Source organism: Paenibacillus sp. FSL E2-0178 (assembly GCF_038593005.1).
Classification (GTDB): domain Bacteria; phylum Bacillota; class Bacilli; order Paenibacillales; family Paenibacillaceae; genus Paenibacillus_AQ; species Paenibacillus_AQ phytohabitans.
In genome coordinates this window covers 4937515-4953071 of sequence record NZ_CP151953.1, presented here as the reverse complement: position 1 = coordinate 4953071, position 15557 = coordinate 4937515, and the positions used below count along the sequence as shown (strand labels likewise).

Annotated in this window: 15 protein-coding genes; 4 read left to right on the top strand and 11 right to left on the bottom strand. The window is 53.6% G+C overall.

What is annotated here, in order from left to right:
* Positions 1-185 precede the first annotated feature (185 nt).
* Entirely contained in the window at positions 186-1445 is a 1260-nt protein-coding gene (locus MHI42_RS21605; RefSeq protein ID WP_342420621.1) for a nitric oxide synthase oxygenase, read from the bottom strand.
* Between the two features lie 81 nt (positions 1446-1526).
* Here MHI42_RS21605 and MHI42_RS21600 point away from each other — a divergent pair, with 81 nt between their 5' ends.
* Complete coding sequence (locus MHI42_RS21600; protein WP_039294950.1) at positions 1527-1850, top strand: antibiotic biosynthesis monooxygenase; 324 nt, start codon at positions 1527-1529, stop codon at positions 1848-1850.
* A 141-nt stretch (positions 1851-1991) separates the two neighbouring features.
* On the opposite strand, the gene MHI42_RS21595 is transcribed toward MHI42_RS21600, so the two are convergent.
* A complete protein-coding gene (locus MHI42_RS21595) occupies positions 1992-2834 on the bottom strand; it encodes an EcsC family protein (protein ID WP_342420620.1) in 843 nt (280 codons plus the stop codon).
* 466 nt (positions 2835-3300) lie between these two features.
* Between MHI42_RS21595 and MHI42_RS21590 the strand changes: the two genes are divergently transcribed.
* Positions 3301-3552 carry a hypothetical protein gene (locus MHI42_RS21590; protein WP_342420619.1) on the top strand — a complete coding sequence of 84 codons (252 nt, stop codon included), beginning with the start codon at positions 3301-3303 and terminating at the stop codon, positions 3550-3552.
* On the opposite strand, the gene MHI42_RS21585 is transcribed toward MHI42_RS21590, so the two are convergent.
* The 6 genes from MHI42_RS21585 to MHI42_RS21560 form a co-directional block, all read right to left on the bottom strand.
* Positions 3517-3798 carry a hypothetical protein gene (locus MHI42_RS21585; RefSeq protein ID WP_342420618.1) on the bottom strand — a complete coding sequence of 94 codons (282 nt, stop codon included), beginning with the start codon at positions 3796-3798 and terminating at the stop codon, positions 3517-3519. The genes MHI42_RS21590 and MHI42_RS21585 overlap by 36 nt on opposite strands.
* Positions 3799-3876: 78 nt before the next feature.
* The gene (locus MHI42_RS21580) at positions 3877-5298 is read right to left on the bottom strand and encodes a hypothetical protein (RefSeq protein WP_342420617.1); all 1422 of its coding nucleotides are present in this window, start codon (positions 5296-5298) and stop codon (positions 3877-3879) included.
* A 170-nt stretch (positions 5299-5468) separates the two neighbouring features.
* Positions 5469-6029: a hypothetical protein gene (locus MHI42_RS21575; protein WP_342420616.1), complete on the bottom strand. Its 561-nt coding sequence runs from the start codon at positions 6027-6029 to the stop codon at positions 5469-5471.
* 74 nt (positions 6030-6103) lie between these two features.
* The gene (locus tag MHI42_RS21570) at positions 6104-8095 is read right to left on the bottom strand and encodes an FAD-binding protein (RefSeq protein WP_342420615.1); all 1992 of its coding nucleotides are present in this window, start codon (positions 8093-8095) and stop codon (positions 6104-6106) included.
* Between the two features lie 121 nt (positions 8096-8216).
* Positions 8217-9059 (bottom strand): MerR family transcriptional regulator, encoded by an 843-nt coding sequence (locus tag MHI42_RS21565; RefSeq protein WP_342420614.1) that lies wholly within the window; start codon positions 9057-9059, stop codon positions 8217-8219.
* 93 nt (positions 9060-9152) lie between these two features.
* Positions 9153-9602, bottom strand: coding sequence for a YdeI/OmpD-associated family protein (locus tag MHI42_RS21560; protein ID WP_342420613.1), 450 nt, complete (start codon positions 9600-9602; stop codon positions 9153-9155).
* Between the two features lie 140 nt (positions 9603-9742).
* On the opposite strand from MHI42_RS21560, the gene MHI42_RS21555 reads away from it, so the two are divergent.
* Positions 9743-10834: a GIY-YIG nuclease family protein gene (locus tag MHI42_RS21555; RefSeq protein ID WP_171719177.1), complete on the top strand. Its 1092-nt coding sequence runs from the start codon at positions 9743-9745 to the stop codon at positions 10832-10834.
* A gap of 188 nt (positions 10835-11022) precedes the next feature.
* On the opposite strand, the gene MHI42_RS21550 is transcribed toward MHI42_RS21555, so the two are convergent.
* Positions 11023-11757 carry an SDR family oxidoreductase gene (locus MHI42_RS21550; RefSeq protein WP_342420612.1) on the bottom strand — a complete coding sequence of 245 codons (735 nt, stop codon included), beginning with the start codon at positions 11755-11757 and terminating at the stop codon, positions 11023-11025.
* Between the two features lie 156 nt (positions 11758-11913).
* Between MHI42_RS21550 and MHI42_RS21545 the strand changes: the two genes are divergently transcribed.
* Positions 11914-12840, top strand: coding sequence for an AraC family transcriptional regulator (locus MHI42_RS21545; protein ID WP_342420611.1), 927 nt, complete (start codon positions 11914-11916; stop codon positions 12838-12840).
* Between the two features lie 379 nt (positions 12841-13219).
* Here the strand turns inward: MHI42_RS21545 and MHI42_RS21540 are convergent, their stop codons facing one another.
* Entirely contained in the window at positions 13220-14089 is an 870-nt protein-coding gene (locus MHI42_RS21540) for an AraC family transcriptional regulator (RefSeq protein ID WP_342420610.1), read from the bottom strand.
* Between the two features lie 165 nt (positions 14090-14254).
* Entirely contained in the window at positions 14255-15490 is a 1236-nt protein-coding gene (locus tag MHI42_RS21535) for an alpha/beta hydrolase (protein ID WP_342420609.1), read from the bottom strand.
* Positions 15491-15557 lie beyond the last annotated feature (67 nt).

The following is a 15557-nucleotide window of genomic DNA, read 5'->3' as shown; positions in this document are numbered from 1 at the left end:
TGATCGTTTGGCTGTCTTTAGGTTATTGATCAATCACTCTCTTGTTTAGCAGTATATACTTCAATCTTTAAATAAACAACCACAGCCCCCCCTCTCAACCGCGTGCAGAGAGATTGCACGCGGCGCTAAGCCAATTATTTTTTCATATAATTATTTATTTTGCCGGACCGGACGCTGGACCGGAGTTAGTGAGGGTGATGGAAAGGACATGTCATCGCTTCGGCAGCGCCCTGTTGCTCAGACTCTGCTGCCGGATCATCCGTCCCCGCATGCAACGAGGCAGAGCCGCCAGCTTCACTGGATGGACCGGCTGCTGCATCTAACCTGTCCGCGTACGCCTTCTTCTGGTACATGAAACGCGGACTTAGATGCAAATCCCTCAAGGTGTTATCGTTCCAGATCGGTGTGGACGAAGGCGACATCGGGGGGATCAGCCAGCCCCATTTGCCTGATACTTCGCGCCCCTGCCGCTTCTCCTGTTCCTGGAAGCGGACGAACTGATCTGCCGCTGTATGGTGATCGACAATACTGACCCCGGCCTGCTTGAAGGAATGCAGTACAGCGCGGTTCAGCTCCAGCAGCGCGCGGTCTTTCCACAGCGAGGTATTAGTCGAACGGTCCAGGCCCAGCAGATCGGCCACTGCCGGCAGGCGGTTATACCGTTCTGTATCTCCCAGATTCCGGGAACCGATCTCCGTTTCCATATACCAGCCGTTGAAGGGCGCCGCCGGGTAACGGATGCCGCCGATCTCCAGGCACATATCCGAGACAACCGGAACGGGGTACCAGCGCAGGCCCAGCTCTGGGAACCGTCCGATCTCCGGATGAGTGAGCGGAATCTCCTGCACAAGTCCCGGCGGGACGGGGAACCACCGGGGTTCCTCCCCGCCGATGCTGATGACAAGCGGCAGAATATCGAAATCCCCGCCTGTCCCCTGCCAGCCCAGCTTCCGGCAGACCGCAGTGAACTCATCCGACGCAGGATCACCGGCACGCGGCTGCTCCCCGTCCCCGGGATAGCCGGCATAACGGATCAGCTGATGATTCCAGATCCGGATAGCTCTATCCGGCTGCTCTCCGCTGCGGAATACGGTAATGACCGGCCGGATCCTGCCGCCGTTATTCGCATGCTCCACATGCCGGAATAACGCCTCGGCCACCTCCTCCGCAGTCTCTGCCCCGCGCGTATCAAGCACTGTAAGCGAATGCCAGAACAGCCTTCCGATACAGCGGCTGTTATGACGCCAGGCCATCCTCGCCCCATGGGTTAGTTCTTCCTCCGTATGTATATAGGTGCCCGTAAGAATCACCTCTTCGCGTATATGTGCAAGACGCCGCTCCCGCTCACTCTCTGACTTGTCCAGCTCCTGGTAACATGCAGTGATGAAGGCTTCCGCCTGCCCGATTAATTCATCAATGTTAGGTTGCTGATCTATTCGATTCATTCTTTCCCTCCTTGTTTCTGGTAAAATAATGTTGATCAACTCCGCTATTGGAGCGGATAACTACATGCTGGGGTGATGAGGTTGAGCAAATTCGGAATGTACGCGAAATTCACCGCTAAACCGGGTGAACGGGAGGCATTGGCTGCCATTCTGCTGGAAGCCGCAGCGGCGGCTGAGCCTGTCCAAGAATGCGAGCTGTATATCGTGAACCTCTCGGAATCCGAGGCGGATATCCTCTGGGTCACAGAAGTATGGAGCAGTGCGGAAGCCCATGCTGCTTCCCTTGCCCTGGAGGCCACCCGTGCCACGATCCAGCGGGCCATGCCGCTGATTGCCGGAGTCGAGCCGGTCAAGCTAATACCTGTGGGCGGAAAAGGGCTGGCGTTCGGTTCAACTGCCCCATAGGCGGCTGAACCCTTATACCTTTCCTGAAATAGAGGCAAGGAATGCAGCCCCAGGGCAGTAATCCTTGCCTCTATCTCATGATGCCCGCCTTGCCGGCAGCCCCGCTGCCATCCAGGCGCAGTTCCGCTTCAATTAGAGCACTTATTTCAGCTCCAGCTCAGCCAGCCTGGCGATAATCCGTCTTTTGCGGTATAGCATACGGGCAGCCTCCGTCACATCCTCCAGCGTCTTCCGGTTGAGATACGCGCCAAAGAACATGCCTGCAACCGGAACAGTCTGGAGCAGCTTTTTCCAGCCCCAATTGTCACGGTATACCATAACAACCTCTTTCCAGCCCTGAATCTTCGAGACTGCCGCGTTCGTTCCGGCAATGATGTTGCCGTCCCCGCCGGCCTGCAAATTCAGCTCCCGCAGAATCGTCCGCTTGCCGACAATATCGGAGGATGCGAATTGCATCACCTTCACAGTGAATATCCGTTCCGCCTTATCCGTCGGATCGTAGCCATAGCATAGGCCAATCTCCTGGATGGCCTTCAATGAAAGGCCGAGCACAGCCGGAATATCGGCAGCAAGAGTGAAGATTCCGCCGAAGCCGGTAGTTGCCCCTTGGGCAGTTGCCGTATTCCGGCTCCTCTCTGAGAGCCGGAGCGCTGCCGCATCCATCACAGCCAGCGGATACGGCCCGGTGCCGGTACCCCCGGCTGCCACGCTTGCCTCCCCGATCAGCGTGCCTACCTTGCGCCCGGCAACCAGATAGTTGCCGCCATTCTGAATGTAGCTGCCCAGCTCATCCAGCAGCGTGCCTACCTTCTCATGAATAATCTTCGGTGTGATTTTATCAAGCAGCTTGAACGGCAGGCGGGTAATCCGGTCCCAGATCATCAGCTTATTCTGCTCTTTCTCCCACTTGGCAATCCGGGCAAGCTCAGCATGCAGTGTCTCCGGTGTCTCCAGCGGTACCCGTGAATCAGTAGCTTCCGGCATATTTATGCCTCCCTTGAATGAATGGTCTTGTCATGTTTGTTGCGTCTGCGTCTTAGTGGTATTACTACGTAGCCTTCCCCTGATCCGGTTCACGTATATTATAGATGTGCCTGATACCTTATAACCTTATTCACTCCGAATGATTGCACAAGTTTGCATAAGCTGGCCCCTAATTAGATAAATATATAAGACGCACTTAAGATTTGAACGTGAAGCTTAGTCGTCACTGCGGTGAACATTTGGACTTCCGGCCGCTGCCCGCCCCCAGATTTCTTGATTATTACCGCTGTTCGCAGTGGAAATCCGGTGACTGGGTATGCTTCCGTAGCGAGCTTTCCTTCGGAAAGCTTTCAGGCGGGCGCTATCGCTCCTACAGTTCCAAATTCCCCCTCCGCTTCTTTCGCTTTTTGTTATTTTTTTAGTGCTTCTTATATAGCAAACAGGCATTCCCGGAGTAAATCCGGAAATGCCTGTTGCAGCAGTAACGCAGGTGCTTAATAGCCTGCCGAATTCAGGCCAGCTTCAGACTCGGAGCAGATCACACTGGCTGATTGCTCAGGCTTTAGCTTTAGCTTTAGCTTTAGCTTTAGCTTTAGCTTTAGCTTTAGCTTTAGCTTTAGCTTTAGCTTTAGCTTTAGCTTTAGCTTTAGCTTTAGCTTTAGCTTTAGCTTTAGCTCTAGCTCTAGCTACGGGCCTTGCCGCCAGGTTCGTCCAGTGAAGCGAGTCTGCGTTTCTCTTCGGCCAGCCTGTCTTCAGTCAAGTCTACACCGTGTCCGCCGACCGATCCTTCAGGAGCATGGCGAACAGCTTCCTCCGCTTGCTCCAGGCTATTCTCCGCCTGGTCAATCATCTGTTCCGCCGGATGGCTTAACGCCTGAGTTACAGCATTATGCAGCTTGGTCACAGAATCCTGCGCCTGATCCACCGTGCTGTTCGTCCGCAGACTGGATTCGTAATGCTTCATAAATATACTTCCCCCTCAATCACGGTTTCTGTTCTTCTCTAGGATGGATTGGAGGCCGTATTCTTATGCAGACATCTCCTACACCAGCAACATGGCGGTGAGAGTCATCGCCGCCAGACCCAGCAGGACCGGCTTCAGATTGCGCCGGGCCAGCTCGAAGGGGCTGACGCCGCAGATCGCCGCGGCGGGAATGAGCGCCCACGGGATCAGGGTGCCGCCGCCGACCCAGATGGCGGCTACCTGCCCAAGGGCGGTCAGGGTTGCCGCGCCGGAATGGATCGCGGCGGCGAACAGCCCGGCAATCGAGCCGGCCAGCGAGATGCCGGAGAAGCCGGAGCCGTCGAGACCGGTGATCGCGCCGATCACCGTCAGCGTTACGGCTCCCACGGCACCATTAAGCGGCACGTGATCCGCCAGGGCAACGCCCAGGTCGTTCACGATGCCGTGCGAGCCGTCCGGCAGCACCTGGCCGAACAGCTCGGTAAAGGCCGAGTCGCCAAGATAGAAGAAGGCGGCGATCGGGATAACCGGTCCGAAGACCTTGAAGCCGAATATGAATCCTTCAATGAGATAAGCCGTGATTTTCTCCAGCCCCCGTCCCTGGCCGCGGTGGGCCAGCAGGGTGATGACAATCAGGATCAGCACGGCGGTTCCGCCGACCAGAGCTGTAGCATCACCGCCCTGCAGGTGCAGCATGAACATGGCTATCACATCCAGGAGGAAGAGCAGCGGGATGGCGATAGCCAGCGCTTTTCGAAGCCCGGCGCTCATAATTACCTGCCCGTCATCGCCCGTCCCGGCTGCAGACAAAGGCCCTGCTGTGCCTTGGGCAGTGACCAGGCCGTCTCTCCACGTTCCGTTCTTCTGGTCTCTGCGCATCATCCAGAAGGCAGTGACAGTAGTTACAACCCCCATAACAATAACCAGCGGAATACTTGCCTGCATGACGCTGGATACCGGAAGACCCGCAGCATCCGCAGTCAGCTTCGGCGCTCCCTGGATAATATAATCGCCGGAGAGGGCGATCCCGTGCCCGAACAGATTCATTGCCATCGCCGCACCAAGTGCGGGCAGTCCCACCCGGACAGCCACAGGCAGCAGAACTGCCCCGACCAGTGCCACCGCAGGGGAAGGCCAGAAGAAGAAAGAGGTCACCATCATGATCAGCCCGATCCCCCAATAGGCCATTGCAGGTGTGCGCAGAAACCGGGTGAGCGGGGATACCATCGTCTCGTTGATGCCTGTAATAATCAGAATCCGGCTCATCGCCACAATAATGGAGATAATCATGATGGTGCCGAGCAGCTCTTTGGTAGCATATACGAAGGAGTTGAAGATTCCCGACACCGATCCGCTGAGTGTGGCCGTTGCCAGCAGCCCCAGCGCCAAAATCCCGGTCACGCAGATCATTGTCGTATCACGCCGCCGGATCAGCAGCGCCAGAATGAACACAATGAACACTAAATAGACCCAATGAATCGCCGTAAGCTGGATACCCATTATCCTGCGCCCCCTTTCCACTTACTTATAGCAAGTAGGTGCTATATGCTATGCAGGGGCATAGGCTGGTGTTCGTACAACCGGGCACGGCTGCACCATCCTTATAAAAAAAAGACCCCGGAATCCACGCAAACCACGGATTCCGAGATCAATATATAGGTGTTTCCCTATTAATGCTGCCGGTTAGCCCTCCGCGCCCGGATGAAGGCCAGCTGCTGCAGCCGGTCCTGGGTGGAGCTTCCGCTCCACAGGCCAGGTTGCCCAGCAGGTTGCCCGGCAGGGCCCCCGCTGCTCTTCCCTGCTTCTTCCGGTGAAGGGGCAGAAAGGGACTGGGTACAAGTACCATCCCTGTAGATGATCAGGCTATGATCAGCAGAGAGGTGATCTTTGGCGACATACTCATCGATGTAGCCGTATATTTTTCTTAAGGTCACAGGATCTTTGCTCATCTGCTGCAGGATATTCGGGGCAATCACAATCTCCCGCACATCATCCCGGAATCCCTTGCCGGCACTGTCCGCACCCTTGCTCCCGTCCTTGGACACCGCTGTGATCCGGACAGGCAGGCCGTATTTCTTCCTGATTCTGCGTGCCTGATCTTCAATGGCCGCAGCAACAGCTGCCAAAGTCTCCGAAAAACTAAGCACAGACGACTCTGCCGGAGCATGGGCCTCCTGATGCGGTGAACGGGTCAGTGAAGCTGCTTGAATCCGGGAAATGGGAATATACATCGAACATTCCTCTTCTCGATAAAAGTTCAGGACAACTCTTTATCGGTGAAAAGAAGAAGATTGTTTAAACCGTTCTATTCTGTGCCCAGTGCGCCCGCTGCTGCATCCTCGCCGCCAAGCCGCCCGGAGGTGAAGGAATACCCCAGTCCGACGCCATTTCCTACGTAAGTATCGTTAAAGAGTACGCCTTCGGACTCCACGCCCACGGCATATAATCCTTTGATGGGCACACGCTTGTCATTCAGCACCTGGAACTTGGTATTTACAAGCAGGCCGCCCACCGAGCAGAGATTGTTGATCTCGGAAATAATCGCATAATACGGGCCGCTCTCACCCATCGGAAGCAGATATTCCTTTGCTTTGCCGAACTCGGTATCGATGCCGGTCTTCGCCGCTTGCTGATACAGCTTAAAGTCAGCAGCGAATACCGCAGCATCCATACCCGCATTTTTTGCCAATTCCTCAATGGTATTACCCTTGAAGCCGTCACCGTTGGCAACCATGGACTCGAAGACTTTATCCGCATCCTTCCAAGGCTGGTCCAGCGTGAATTTATCAGCAAAAGAAGCATAGAATTCCGGCGGCATTCCCGGCAGTCCGGGTGCCTTCAAGCCATTCATCCCCTTGGTCTTGAGGGCATCAATCTGCGCCTGCGAGAGAATGACCAGATGATAAGCTCCGTTAAAAGCACTCGTGTTCGCCGCTGCTACTGCGGTTAGTGTTGCCGCTTCATCTCGGAATCTCGCCCCGGAAGGGCCGACATTCATCAGCGTTGGCAGGTAGGAGAGCATCAGCGGATAGCTGGCTTCGAACGGCTCATACTCCGCCTTCAGCTTGTCCGTTGCTCTGGCCAGGGTCTGGTGAAGCATTTGTCCCCCGAAGTTATCGGGAACCTTCGCCCCAATATCCCAGGACATTTGCAGCCCTTCGCCGATATTCTGTCCTAGTCCGCCATTGACGCCTTCGAAGCCGAAGGCTTCCTTGACCATCTCTTTGTTGCCGGCATAACCGCCGGTAGCCATGACAATGCTTTTGCCGGTGATCTCAAGCACAGTTCCATCCGCCTTCCCGGCAACCACTCCGGTAACCTCTCCATTGCTGCCTGTAATCAGCTTCTGGGCTGTTGTTTCGGTGATTACCTGTCCGCCGCCCTTTTCCACGGATTCTGCAAGCATCGCCTTCAGCAGATCCTGGCGGGTGTCATAGGCTGGTAACATATGCAGCTGTTCTCCGCCAAAGTTAAGGAAGGTAGTGGTGTAGCCCTTGCCTGTCAGCCAGTCATAGGTTTCACCCGACTTGGTCACGTACTGGCGGATTGCCGCTGCGTCTACTCTCCAGTGATTATTAACGATCCAGTCGCCGATCTCCTTCTCTACTTCCACTTTAAGTCCGCTGCTGACAGCGGCTGAAGAGTTGTAGAACTTACCTGCCCAGGACAGATTGCTTGCTCCGCCAATCGTAGCTGTTTTCTCAATAAGAATGACCTTTGCGCCTTTATCGGCTGCAGAGACTGCTGCAGAGACTCCGGATGCGCCTGCACCCACGACAACGACATCCGCAGACAGCTGCTCCGTCTTGCCTTCTCCCGATTTCACTACAGCTCTCGATTTAAAAGCCTCCACGTTGCCGCCCGCCTGCTTCACCGCATCTTCAACGGCTGTCAGAATCGCCGTGCTCGACTCCGAAGCACCGCTGACTGCATCTATGGCCAGGGTCTGGCCGGCAATAATCTCTTCCTTAATCTTATTAATGGCCTCCACACCGATGCCGGCCGTTTCGTTCTGGCTGACCACCTGGATATCCGTGATTACGGATTCGGCGTCGAGTGTAACCTCAACCTGAATCTTGCCGTCTTTGCCGTCAGCTTCCGCTTTATAGGTTCCCGCTTTAAAAGCTTCCGGTACCGCACTTGTATCCGCCGGCTGCGTAGCCTCCGGTGATGATGAAGGCTGCTCCGATGCTGCCGGTCCGGCTGAATTATTGCCGCTGCAGCCGCTGATGAGCGACAGAACCAGGATCAGACATACGCTTACTTTTAACAACGGCCGTACTGCTTGCTTATGCATTATTTCTCCCCCTGTGTGGTTAGTGCAGCCAAGCTTCTCTCTCTATAAGAACTGCTGACTACGCACAGAGTGTAAACCTTGGTACAACACCAAGGTCAATGAAATATATGTGAAATATTTCTCAAAGTATAAAGGCGGGCGGTTCCGTTTCTGCTTGTTTCGCCGGAATATTGATCTCCAGATAGGTTTTGTTGCAGCTGTTCGTGCGCTCTGTAAACAGGATTTTACCGCTGATATCCCCGCTGACCGTATACTTCTGCGCCTTCGCATAATCCAGCATGAATCCGAAGGACTCCCGTTCGAGGTATTCCTCATAGGTGCTGACAATCACTGCAGAGATGCAGGTTGCCGGCTCCAGATACTCCACACTGTCATTCAGGCAGACCTCAAGCTTCTGTTGATCCTCTTCCAGCAGGGCAAGCCCCCAGCTGTAATCCAGCTCTTCGGCTCCATAGATGCATTCTGTATTCTCAATACGGAAGGAATAGAAGGTGAACGGCAGCAGCTCCATCCAGGCCTGGACGGTTCTTTTGAGGCCATCCTTCTGCAGCAAATGGTTCTTGTTCGTCTGCTGAATCCGGTACATACCCGGCACTTGCTTGATTCTGCAGGTATAAAAGGATTCGCTGATCCCCCCAAGCTCGGCATGAATCTCCTGAATCTTATTCAGCAGCAGCGTGCTGCGGCGTATCTCTTCCTCCAGCTGCATTCCGGCAGCTGCTATCGACTCCACCACTTGCTCGGAAGGTGCGTCTTTAATCAGTCCGGCCACATCCTGAAGCGGAATCTGCATACTCCGGTACCATCTGCTCGACAGTAAATTGCGCGCGTCCAGATCATTGAAATACCGGTAATTGTTATGCTGATCCTTCACCGGCCGGACAATATCATGTTTCTCATATAAGCGCAGTGTATCTGCCGTCACCCCTAGAATTGACGCGAATTCACCGATAGAATATTTCATCAGCAGCCCCCCAGCTTACTTGATCCCATTCTTTCATCAGTTCAATGATAGAGGGTTTAGCCGGGAGACTTTGTGGATTATGTCACACGGGTGCTACTGCGCCTTGCCTTCGCTCAGGCTTGCCATCGTCTTATTGAGCCGCCGCTGCCGCGTTTCTGCCGTCTTGGCATCCTCAATCGAGAGGACAAACCGCCGTTTATTCGTGTAGGATAATCCGTCCCAGAACTGCTTCGCTCCGGCATGCTGCTCCAGCTCCGCAGCCAGATCAGCCGGTACCTCCACTTCACGTTGCCGGGTATCCAGCGCAAGCTCTACTTCAATCTCATCACCGGCACTGACACCGGCGCCCTGGCGGTGCTCCGCGCTGAGCGGAATCATGAACTGTCCGCCCATCGTGGCCACCGTGCTGGAATAGCTATATTCACCGATCGTTACCTTCACCGCCGGTTTCTTGCTTGTCCCGAGCTCTGCTACCGCCTCCGCAGGAACAGGGATTCCCGTTGCCGTCTTGCCGCCCAGTATAACCGTTGTCCGGAATTTCATATTTATTTCCTCCTGGATAGGCGCTTAGCCATTTTTATTCCCATTGTAGTGCAGGGAATGGAGCTTTTCCAGTCGCCGGTGAGGGCGGCATGGTTTATACTTAAAGGTACTGAAGAATGTGACGAACGGAGGCGGCCGCCATGCCCGCGAATCTAACAGAAAAGGTAGCAGACCTCCCTTTATCGCCTGGCGTGTATCTGATGAAGGACAGTCTGGGACATATCATCTATGTCGGCAAAGCGAAGCAGCTGAAGAAGCGGGTCCAGTCCTATTTCTACAATAACAAAGGACATTCACCCAAGGTGAAGCAGCTCGTCAAGCATATCCGCGATCTCGAATACAGGCTGACCGATACGGAATTCGAAGCCTTCATGCTGGAATGCCAGCTGATTAAAGAGATCAAGCCGATGTACAACCGCAAAATGAAAAATCCGCTCGCCTACAGCTATATTTCCATCGTAGACACTGCGCCGTACCGGCAGATCGAAATCGGCTATGAGCCCAGCACACAGGCAAACAGTCTCTCCTATGGTCCTTACACCAGCCGCAGCACTGTGGAGCGGGCTGTACAGGGCATTAGGGAATCGCAGAGAATCCTCTGCAGCAGCCCCCATTCCCGGGCTACCCGCTGTCTCAACCATTCGCTGGGCTTATGCATCGGCATGTGCGGGGGCGGTGAGGCTCTGAAGCGGTATGAGGAGATTATCGGGCAGATCATTGCACTGTTGAACGGGAGCGGCAATTCAATCGTAAGCGGACTGGAAGCCCGGATGGAGGAGGCTGCGCTGCGGTTTGATTTCGAAGCAGCTGCCAAGTACCGGGATTACCTCGGGGCGGTCCACTCGCTGCTGCACAAGGAGCAGGTGATCGGCTTCACCGGAGAGAACAAGAATATTATCGTGCTGGAGCCGGTGGACGAGCAGTTTCACAAGCTGATTCTCATCAAGGGCAGCGTGATTCTCTACCGCACCCGGCTGGCGACTGAAGCGCTGGACAGCAGACAGCTTACCAAGATGATTACCACTGCCGCATTGGAGCATTTCCGCAGCAGTAGTCTGATTGCGGCTACAGAAGAAATGAGCCGTCATAAGATCGATGAGGCCCAGATCATCTACAGCTATCTTAAGAGCAGCTCCGGCAATTATCTGCTGGTTCCGCCGGAATGGCTGGAGGATAAGGATACCGCCGGGCTGGAGGAAGGGATTAACGGGCTGATCGGGAGCGCATTATAATCAGCGCTGATACCGGCTCTCCAGGTGATTCAGGAATGGACCGTTAACCTACTCGCGGTAACAATAAATCGCTGCAACAATAAACCAGGACCTCTGCATGCAAGCAGCGATCCTGGTTTCTAATATAGAGGAGCATTCGGCTGCAGCCTTCCTTTGCTCGAGGGCCGCAGGCAGTCCTGACTAATAGGTTACACTTGCGCAGTAGGACGGATCACGATCTCGTTCACATCGATATTATCCGGCTGTTCAATCGCGTAGGCAATGGCACGCGCTACTGCATCCGGTGTCATCGCCAGCTTATCGCGGACGGCGGCAAGCTGATCTCTCAAAGCCGGGTCTGTCACACTGTCTGTGAAGCCGGTCTTGACGATGCCGGGCGAAATGATGGTGACGCGCAGCTTGTCGCCCGCCTCCTGGCGCAGCCCCTCCGAGATGGCACGCACGGCGAATTTCGTTCCGGAGTAGACCGACTGGTTAGGAACCGTCTTGTGTCCGGCTGTAGACGCAGTGTTCACGAAATGTCCGAAGCCCTGCTCGCGGAAGACCGGCAGCGCTGCGGCAATACCATACAGAACACCTTTGATATTAACGTCAATCATGTCCTCCCAATCCTCGACGCGCAGGTCGTCGAGCGGGGAAATAGGCATCACTCCGGCATTGCTGACGAGCACATCTATCTTCCCGTACCGCTCACAGGCAAGTGCAACGAGTCTGCTTAGATCCTCCCGCTGTCTCACGTCCGTGCTTGCATAAACGGCTTCGCCGCCATTGTTCACAATGCGTGCCGCCAGCGCCGCCAGACGCTCCGCTCCGCGCGCTCCAAGCACTACCTTTGCCCAGCGCTCCGCAAGGAGCAGCGCTGCCGCTTCCCCAATCCCGCTGCTCGCACCCGTAATGACAACAACTTTATTCTCAATGCTCATATTGCATCCTTCTCTCTAAGGTCTAATGGCCTTGCCTGTTCATTGTAAGTAATCAGCAGCCTAATCAGGTAGACAGATCGCCTCCGATTCTTGCCTAATCCTCTCCGGTGCGGATATAATTAGCCATTAGACCTTCGCGGAAAGGAGCAGTGAAGCATGAACGACATCTCCTCCCTCTCTACCCTCCCTGCCCATTTACAAGAACTGATTCTGCTTATTCAGCGTCATGCGCCTTCAGAAGGAACACATGCTTCATCCGTGCCGGAGCTCTGCTTCAGACGTGCAAGCCAGGTGTCCGAGCCGAGACATTCGGTCAATACGCCTTCGTTATACGTGATTGTACAAGGCTCCAAGACAGCTTCGCTGGCGGGAGATACTTACAGATGCAGTCCGGGAAGCTACATGGTCAGCCCGGTGCATCTGCCTGTAGTCGGGATGATTACGGAAGCCACGCCGGAGCTTCCCTATCTGAGCCTGCAGTTATCTATTCGTCCGGAGGTCATACTGGACATCATCCACAGCAGCGGTCCGCAGCGGGAAGCAAAGACGGAACGCGGGATCCTGCTGGGCCAATCCGATACACCGCTGCTGGAGGGGCTGGTCCGCCTGGTCCGTCTTCTGGATACCCCTGAGGATATTGAGTTCCTCGCACCGATGATGATCCGCGAGATTCTGTACCGTGTGATGAATGGTGATCAGGGGGCTATCCTCAGCCAATTCTCCATTGCCGGCAGCTATTCGTATAACATTTCCAAAGCTATACATCTGATTAACCGCGATTACTCCAAGCCCCTTGTGATCGAAGAATTGGCGAAGGAAGCCAATATGAGCCCTTCCTCCTTGCATAAGCATTTCAAAAAGGTCACAGCAATCAGCCCCCTGCAGTATCAGAAGGCCATCCGGCTGCAGAACGCACGCCGTTTGCTGCTGTCAGAGGGATTAGAAGCCGCTGACGCGGGCTTTCGCGTGGGCTACGAGAGTCCTTCCCAGTTCAGCCGGGAGTATGTCCGCATGTTCGGGCGTCCGCCCATGAACGATGTTAAGCATCTGCGCAATACCTTAAGTGTTCACGTGGATGAATAGATGAACTGCCGCAGGACAGAAGCCGCTGAATTCATGATGAGTTTTGGAAGCAAGAATCAGAGATTCTGCAGGACAGCCGTTACGAGAAGACGAGCTATCTGGCGTCGGTTAATCAGATACAGATTATTTCAGCAGATTGTTTAAGAAATATGAGGGCTTGAGTAACCCTATTACGGTCTATGCGGTAGGCTTAATTGCACTTTGTACAACTAAATCGTCTGATTTTTAACCGATTATCTGTTTAGTTGTATTTCGTACAATTAAACTGCCATTTTAACCTTGATTCTCCCCTTTAGGGCAAATTTAGTTGTACAGACTGCAGTTATAAGAGGCAAGCAACCCTTTTCGCTGTTTTTAATTGTACAAAATACAACTATCATTAAGCGGACTTTTTAACGACAGGAATCCAGACTTCCATTTCATACATGTTATTGCCCCGGTCATACGTCATTTCAAACTCAGGACCCTCTGTGGCTTCATAATTCGAGCCCGGGAACCATTCCCCCCAAATACGCTTCCATAAATCATGAATATTGCTTTCTCCATCCGGATAAACGCCGGTCGTGAAAATTGCGTAGGTTTGCGGAGGGATCTGCAGCTGTTCAAAGCCTTCCGGCAAGCCGCTTTCGGGTACAAAATATCCGATCATGTATGAAGATTTCTCACCCTGCTTGTTATACATTACCGCATGAATTTGGCCGTTCTCCCCCAGTCCTGCGGCAGCCCGAATCCGGTCCACATCTCCGCCAGCAATACACCGGGTCCAAAAGGCAGGGATTTCAATAAACGGATTCTCGCCATCCGCCTGGATTACAGTAGATACGCCAAACATTTCAACAGCTTGTTTTTCTTCGATTTTATAGTTCACTTCTACATCTCCCCGAATTGAAAGTTGAAAGGATAACCGGGGATAAGCCTTAAGTGAGACGCCCTTGTCGCGCGCTGACATTGGCATTACACCATGCATTTTTTTGAACGCTCTGGAGAAGGCTTCGGGCGATTCGTAACCATACTTCATAGCGATGTCGATAACCCGGGTTCCGCCTTGCTGCAGTTCAAAGGCTGCAAGGGTCATCCTTCTGCGCCTGATATACTCTGAGAGCGGCACATCAGTTATGAACGAGAACATCCGCTGAAAATGGTACGTTGAGCAGCAGGCAATCCTGGCCGCCTGATTGAAATCAATCACATCCGCCAGATGTTTTTCTACATATTCCATTGCGTTATTCATGCGGTCCAGCCAATCCATACCGGTCCCTCCTTTCAAGTCTGATTATAGGGGAGGATGAGACAGGAAACCTTGCAATCCATGCACCGAAATATCATGCGGGAGTCTCGTAGCAGACCAACTGCCATTCAAGCAAGGTCCAAAGTGGAGACAGAACCATATTCCCGGGAATACGCTGCATTACCATCAATACACCGCCTGCGGCTCAAAGCGGCCGGTACCTTTTAACGTATAATCAAAAAACTGCAGAATCAGCTCATTCATCGTCTCAATGCAGTAATACTTATCGATATCTGCTTGCCCGCGTTGCAGCTTATTCGCAAGGATCGGCGAGAACAGCGGAAGATCGGTCAGGCTTAAGTGCTTGGCGCCTTGAAAATGAACGGTGTACGCATCCTTAAAGTTTGGATTATAGGTCTTGTTCGCCGCGTAAGCCGAGTTCTTCCCGAGCTGTTTCCACACATCGTCCGTATAAATGTTCAGCAGCGGTACGTGATACGGTTCATCTTTTGCCGCCAAATCATTAATCTCAGGGTCATACACAAGCTCGCTGAAGAATGGGGCATCGAGATTCACGACAGCATCCACATCGCCGCGCCCCCGGCCGAGCGCCACGCTTGCCGCACCGCCCATGGAGTGGCCGAATACGCCAATCTGCTCAGTGTCGATCAGCTGATATACGGGGTCCTGGTCACTTACTGCCTTCTCCAGGATCGTATCGATCACCAAATTCATATCCCCGGTCCGCAGCTTCATCCATTTTTGCGTAAGGCCGTACAGCTCTTCCATGGTGTAAATCCCATCTTTGTTGGAATCGTTAACCTCCCGCAGATAATCTCCATTAACCACAGTTATCTTCCCGTCCACGCTCTGTGTATAAAAGGAATGGTAAGGATGATCAATGGAAACCACTACATAGCCGTGACTGGCCAGCTCCGTAAAGGTTGAATTGTTGCTCTCCCTGATTCCGAAGGCCCCATGGGAAAAGACCACCAGCGGATAGGTTCCCCCAGCATTGCCCGGATACCAGAATTCCACATTCATACACCGGTTCTCCCCGGTATCCGTAAATTCTTCAATCCGGTTAGGGTCCGTATACGTGTAAACAGCCGTTCTGACTTCATATTCCCCGGTCACTTCAGGTGCCCGGTACTGCGGGAATAGAATGGGCGGTATAAGTGCGATTAGCAGTGCCACAGCGGTTATAATGATTTTCAATACCCTGAATGAACGTTTGGGCGTACGGGGATTCGCCTTCCTTCGGATAAGATCAATCGAACCCTTCAGCGCAAAAATGAACAGCAGTGCTGCCAGCAGTACCCAGCTGAAGCTCCAATCAATAACGGGAGACAGCGTCAATATAACGAATACGATAAACAGGGTAATTCTAATCCAGCTTTTGAGCTTGTCAAGGCTGTGCATAGGAGGATTCTCCTCTTCCAGTTCAGTTATGACCTCATCTTGAATTCTCCCCCACTCAGCTGACGCT

Excerpts from the sequence above, each read along its gene's own strand:
- MHI42_RS21605 (WP_342420621.1), bottom strand. The coding sequence starts at position 1,445 with ATGAATCGAATAGATCAGCAACCTAACATTGATGAATTAATCGGGCAG.
- MHI42_RS21595 (WP_342420620.1), bottom strand. The coding sequence starts at position 2,834 with ATGCCGGAAGCTACTGATTCACGGGTACCGCTGGAGACACCGGAGACA.
- MHI42_RS21590 (WP_342420619.1), top strand. The coding sequence starts at position 3,301 with ATGCCTGTTGCAGCAGTAACGCAGGTGCTTAATAGCCTGCCGAATTCA.
- MHI42_RS21585 (WP_342420618.1), bottom strand. The coding sequence starts at position 3,798 with ATGAAGCATTACGAATCCAGTCTGCGGACGAACAGCACGGTGGATCAG.
- MHI42_RS21580 (WP_342420617.1), bottom strand. The coding sequence starts at position 5,298 with ATGGGTATCCAGCTTACGGCGATTCATTGGGTCTATTTAGTGTTCATT.
- MHI42_RS21575 (WP_342420616.1), bottom strand. The coding sequence starts at position 6,029 with ATGTATATTCCCATTTCCCGGATTCAAGCAGCTTCACTGACCCGTTCA.
- MHI42_RS21570 (WP_342420615.1), bottom strand. The coding sequence starts at position 8,095 with ATGCATAAGCAAGCAGTACGGCCGTTGTTAAAAGTAAGCGTATGTCTG.
- MHI42_RS21565 (WP_342420614.1), bottom strand. The coding sequence starts at position 9,059 with ATGAAATATTCTATCGGTGAATTCGCGTCAATTCTAGGGGTGACGGCA.
- MHI42_RS21560 (WP_342420613.1), bottom strand. The coding sequence starts at position 9,602 with ATGAAATTCCGGACAACGGTTATACTGGGCGGCAAGACGGCAACGGGA.
- MHI42_RS21555 (WP_171719177.1), top strand. The coding sequence starts at position 9,743 with ATGCCCGCGAATCTAACAGAAAAGGTAGCAGACCTCCCTTTATCGCCT.
- MHI42_RS21550 (WP_342420612.1), bottom strand. The coding sequence starts at position 11,757 with ATGAGCATTGAGAATAAAGTTGTTGTCATTACGGGTGCGAGCAGCGGG.
- MHI42_RS21545 (WP_342420611.1), top strand. The coding sequence starts at position 11,914 with ATGAACGACATCTCCTCCCTCTCTACCCTCCCTGCCCATTTACAAGAA.
- MHI42_RS21540 (WP_342420610.1), bottom strand. The coding sequence starts at position 14,089 with ATGGATTGGCTGGACCGCATGAATAACGCAATGGAATATGTAGAAAAA.
- MHI42_RS21535 (WP_342420609.1), bottom strand. The coding sequence starts at position 15,490 with ATGCACAGCCTTGACAAGCTCAAAAGCTGGATTAGAATTACCCTGTTT.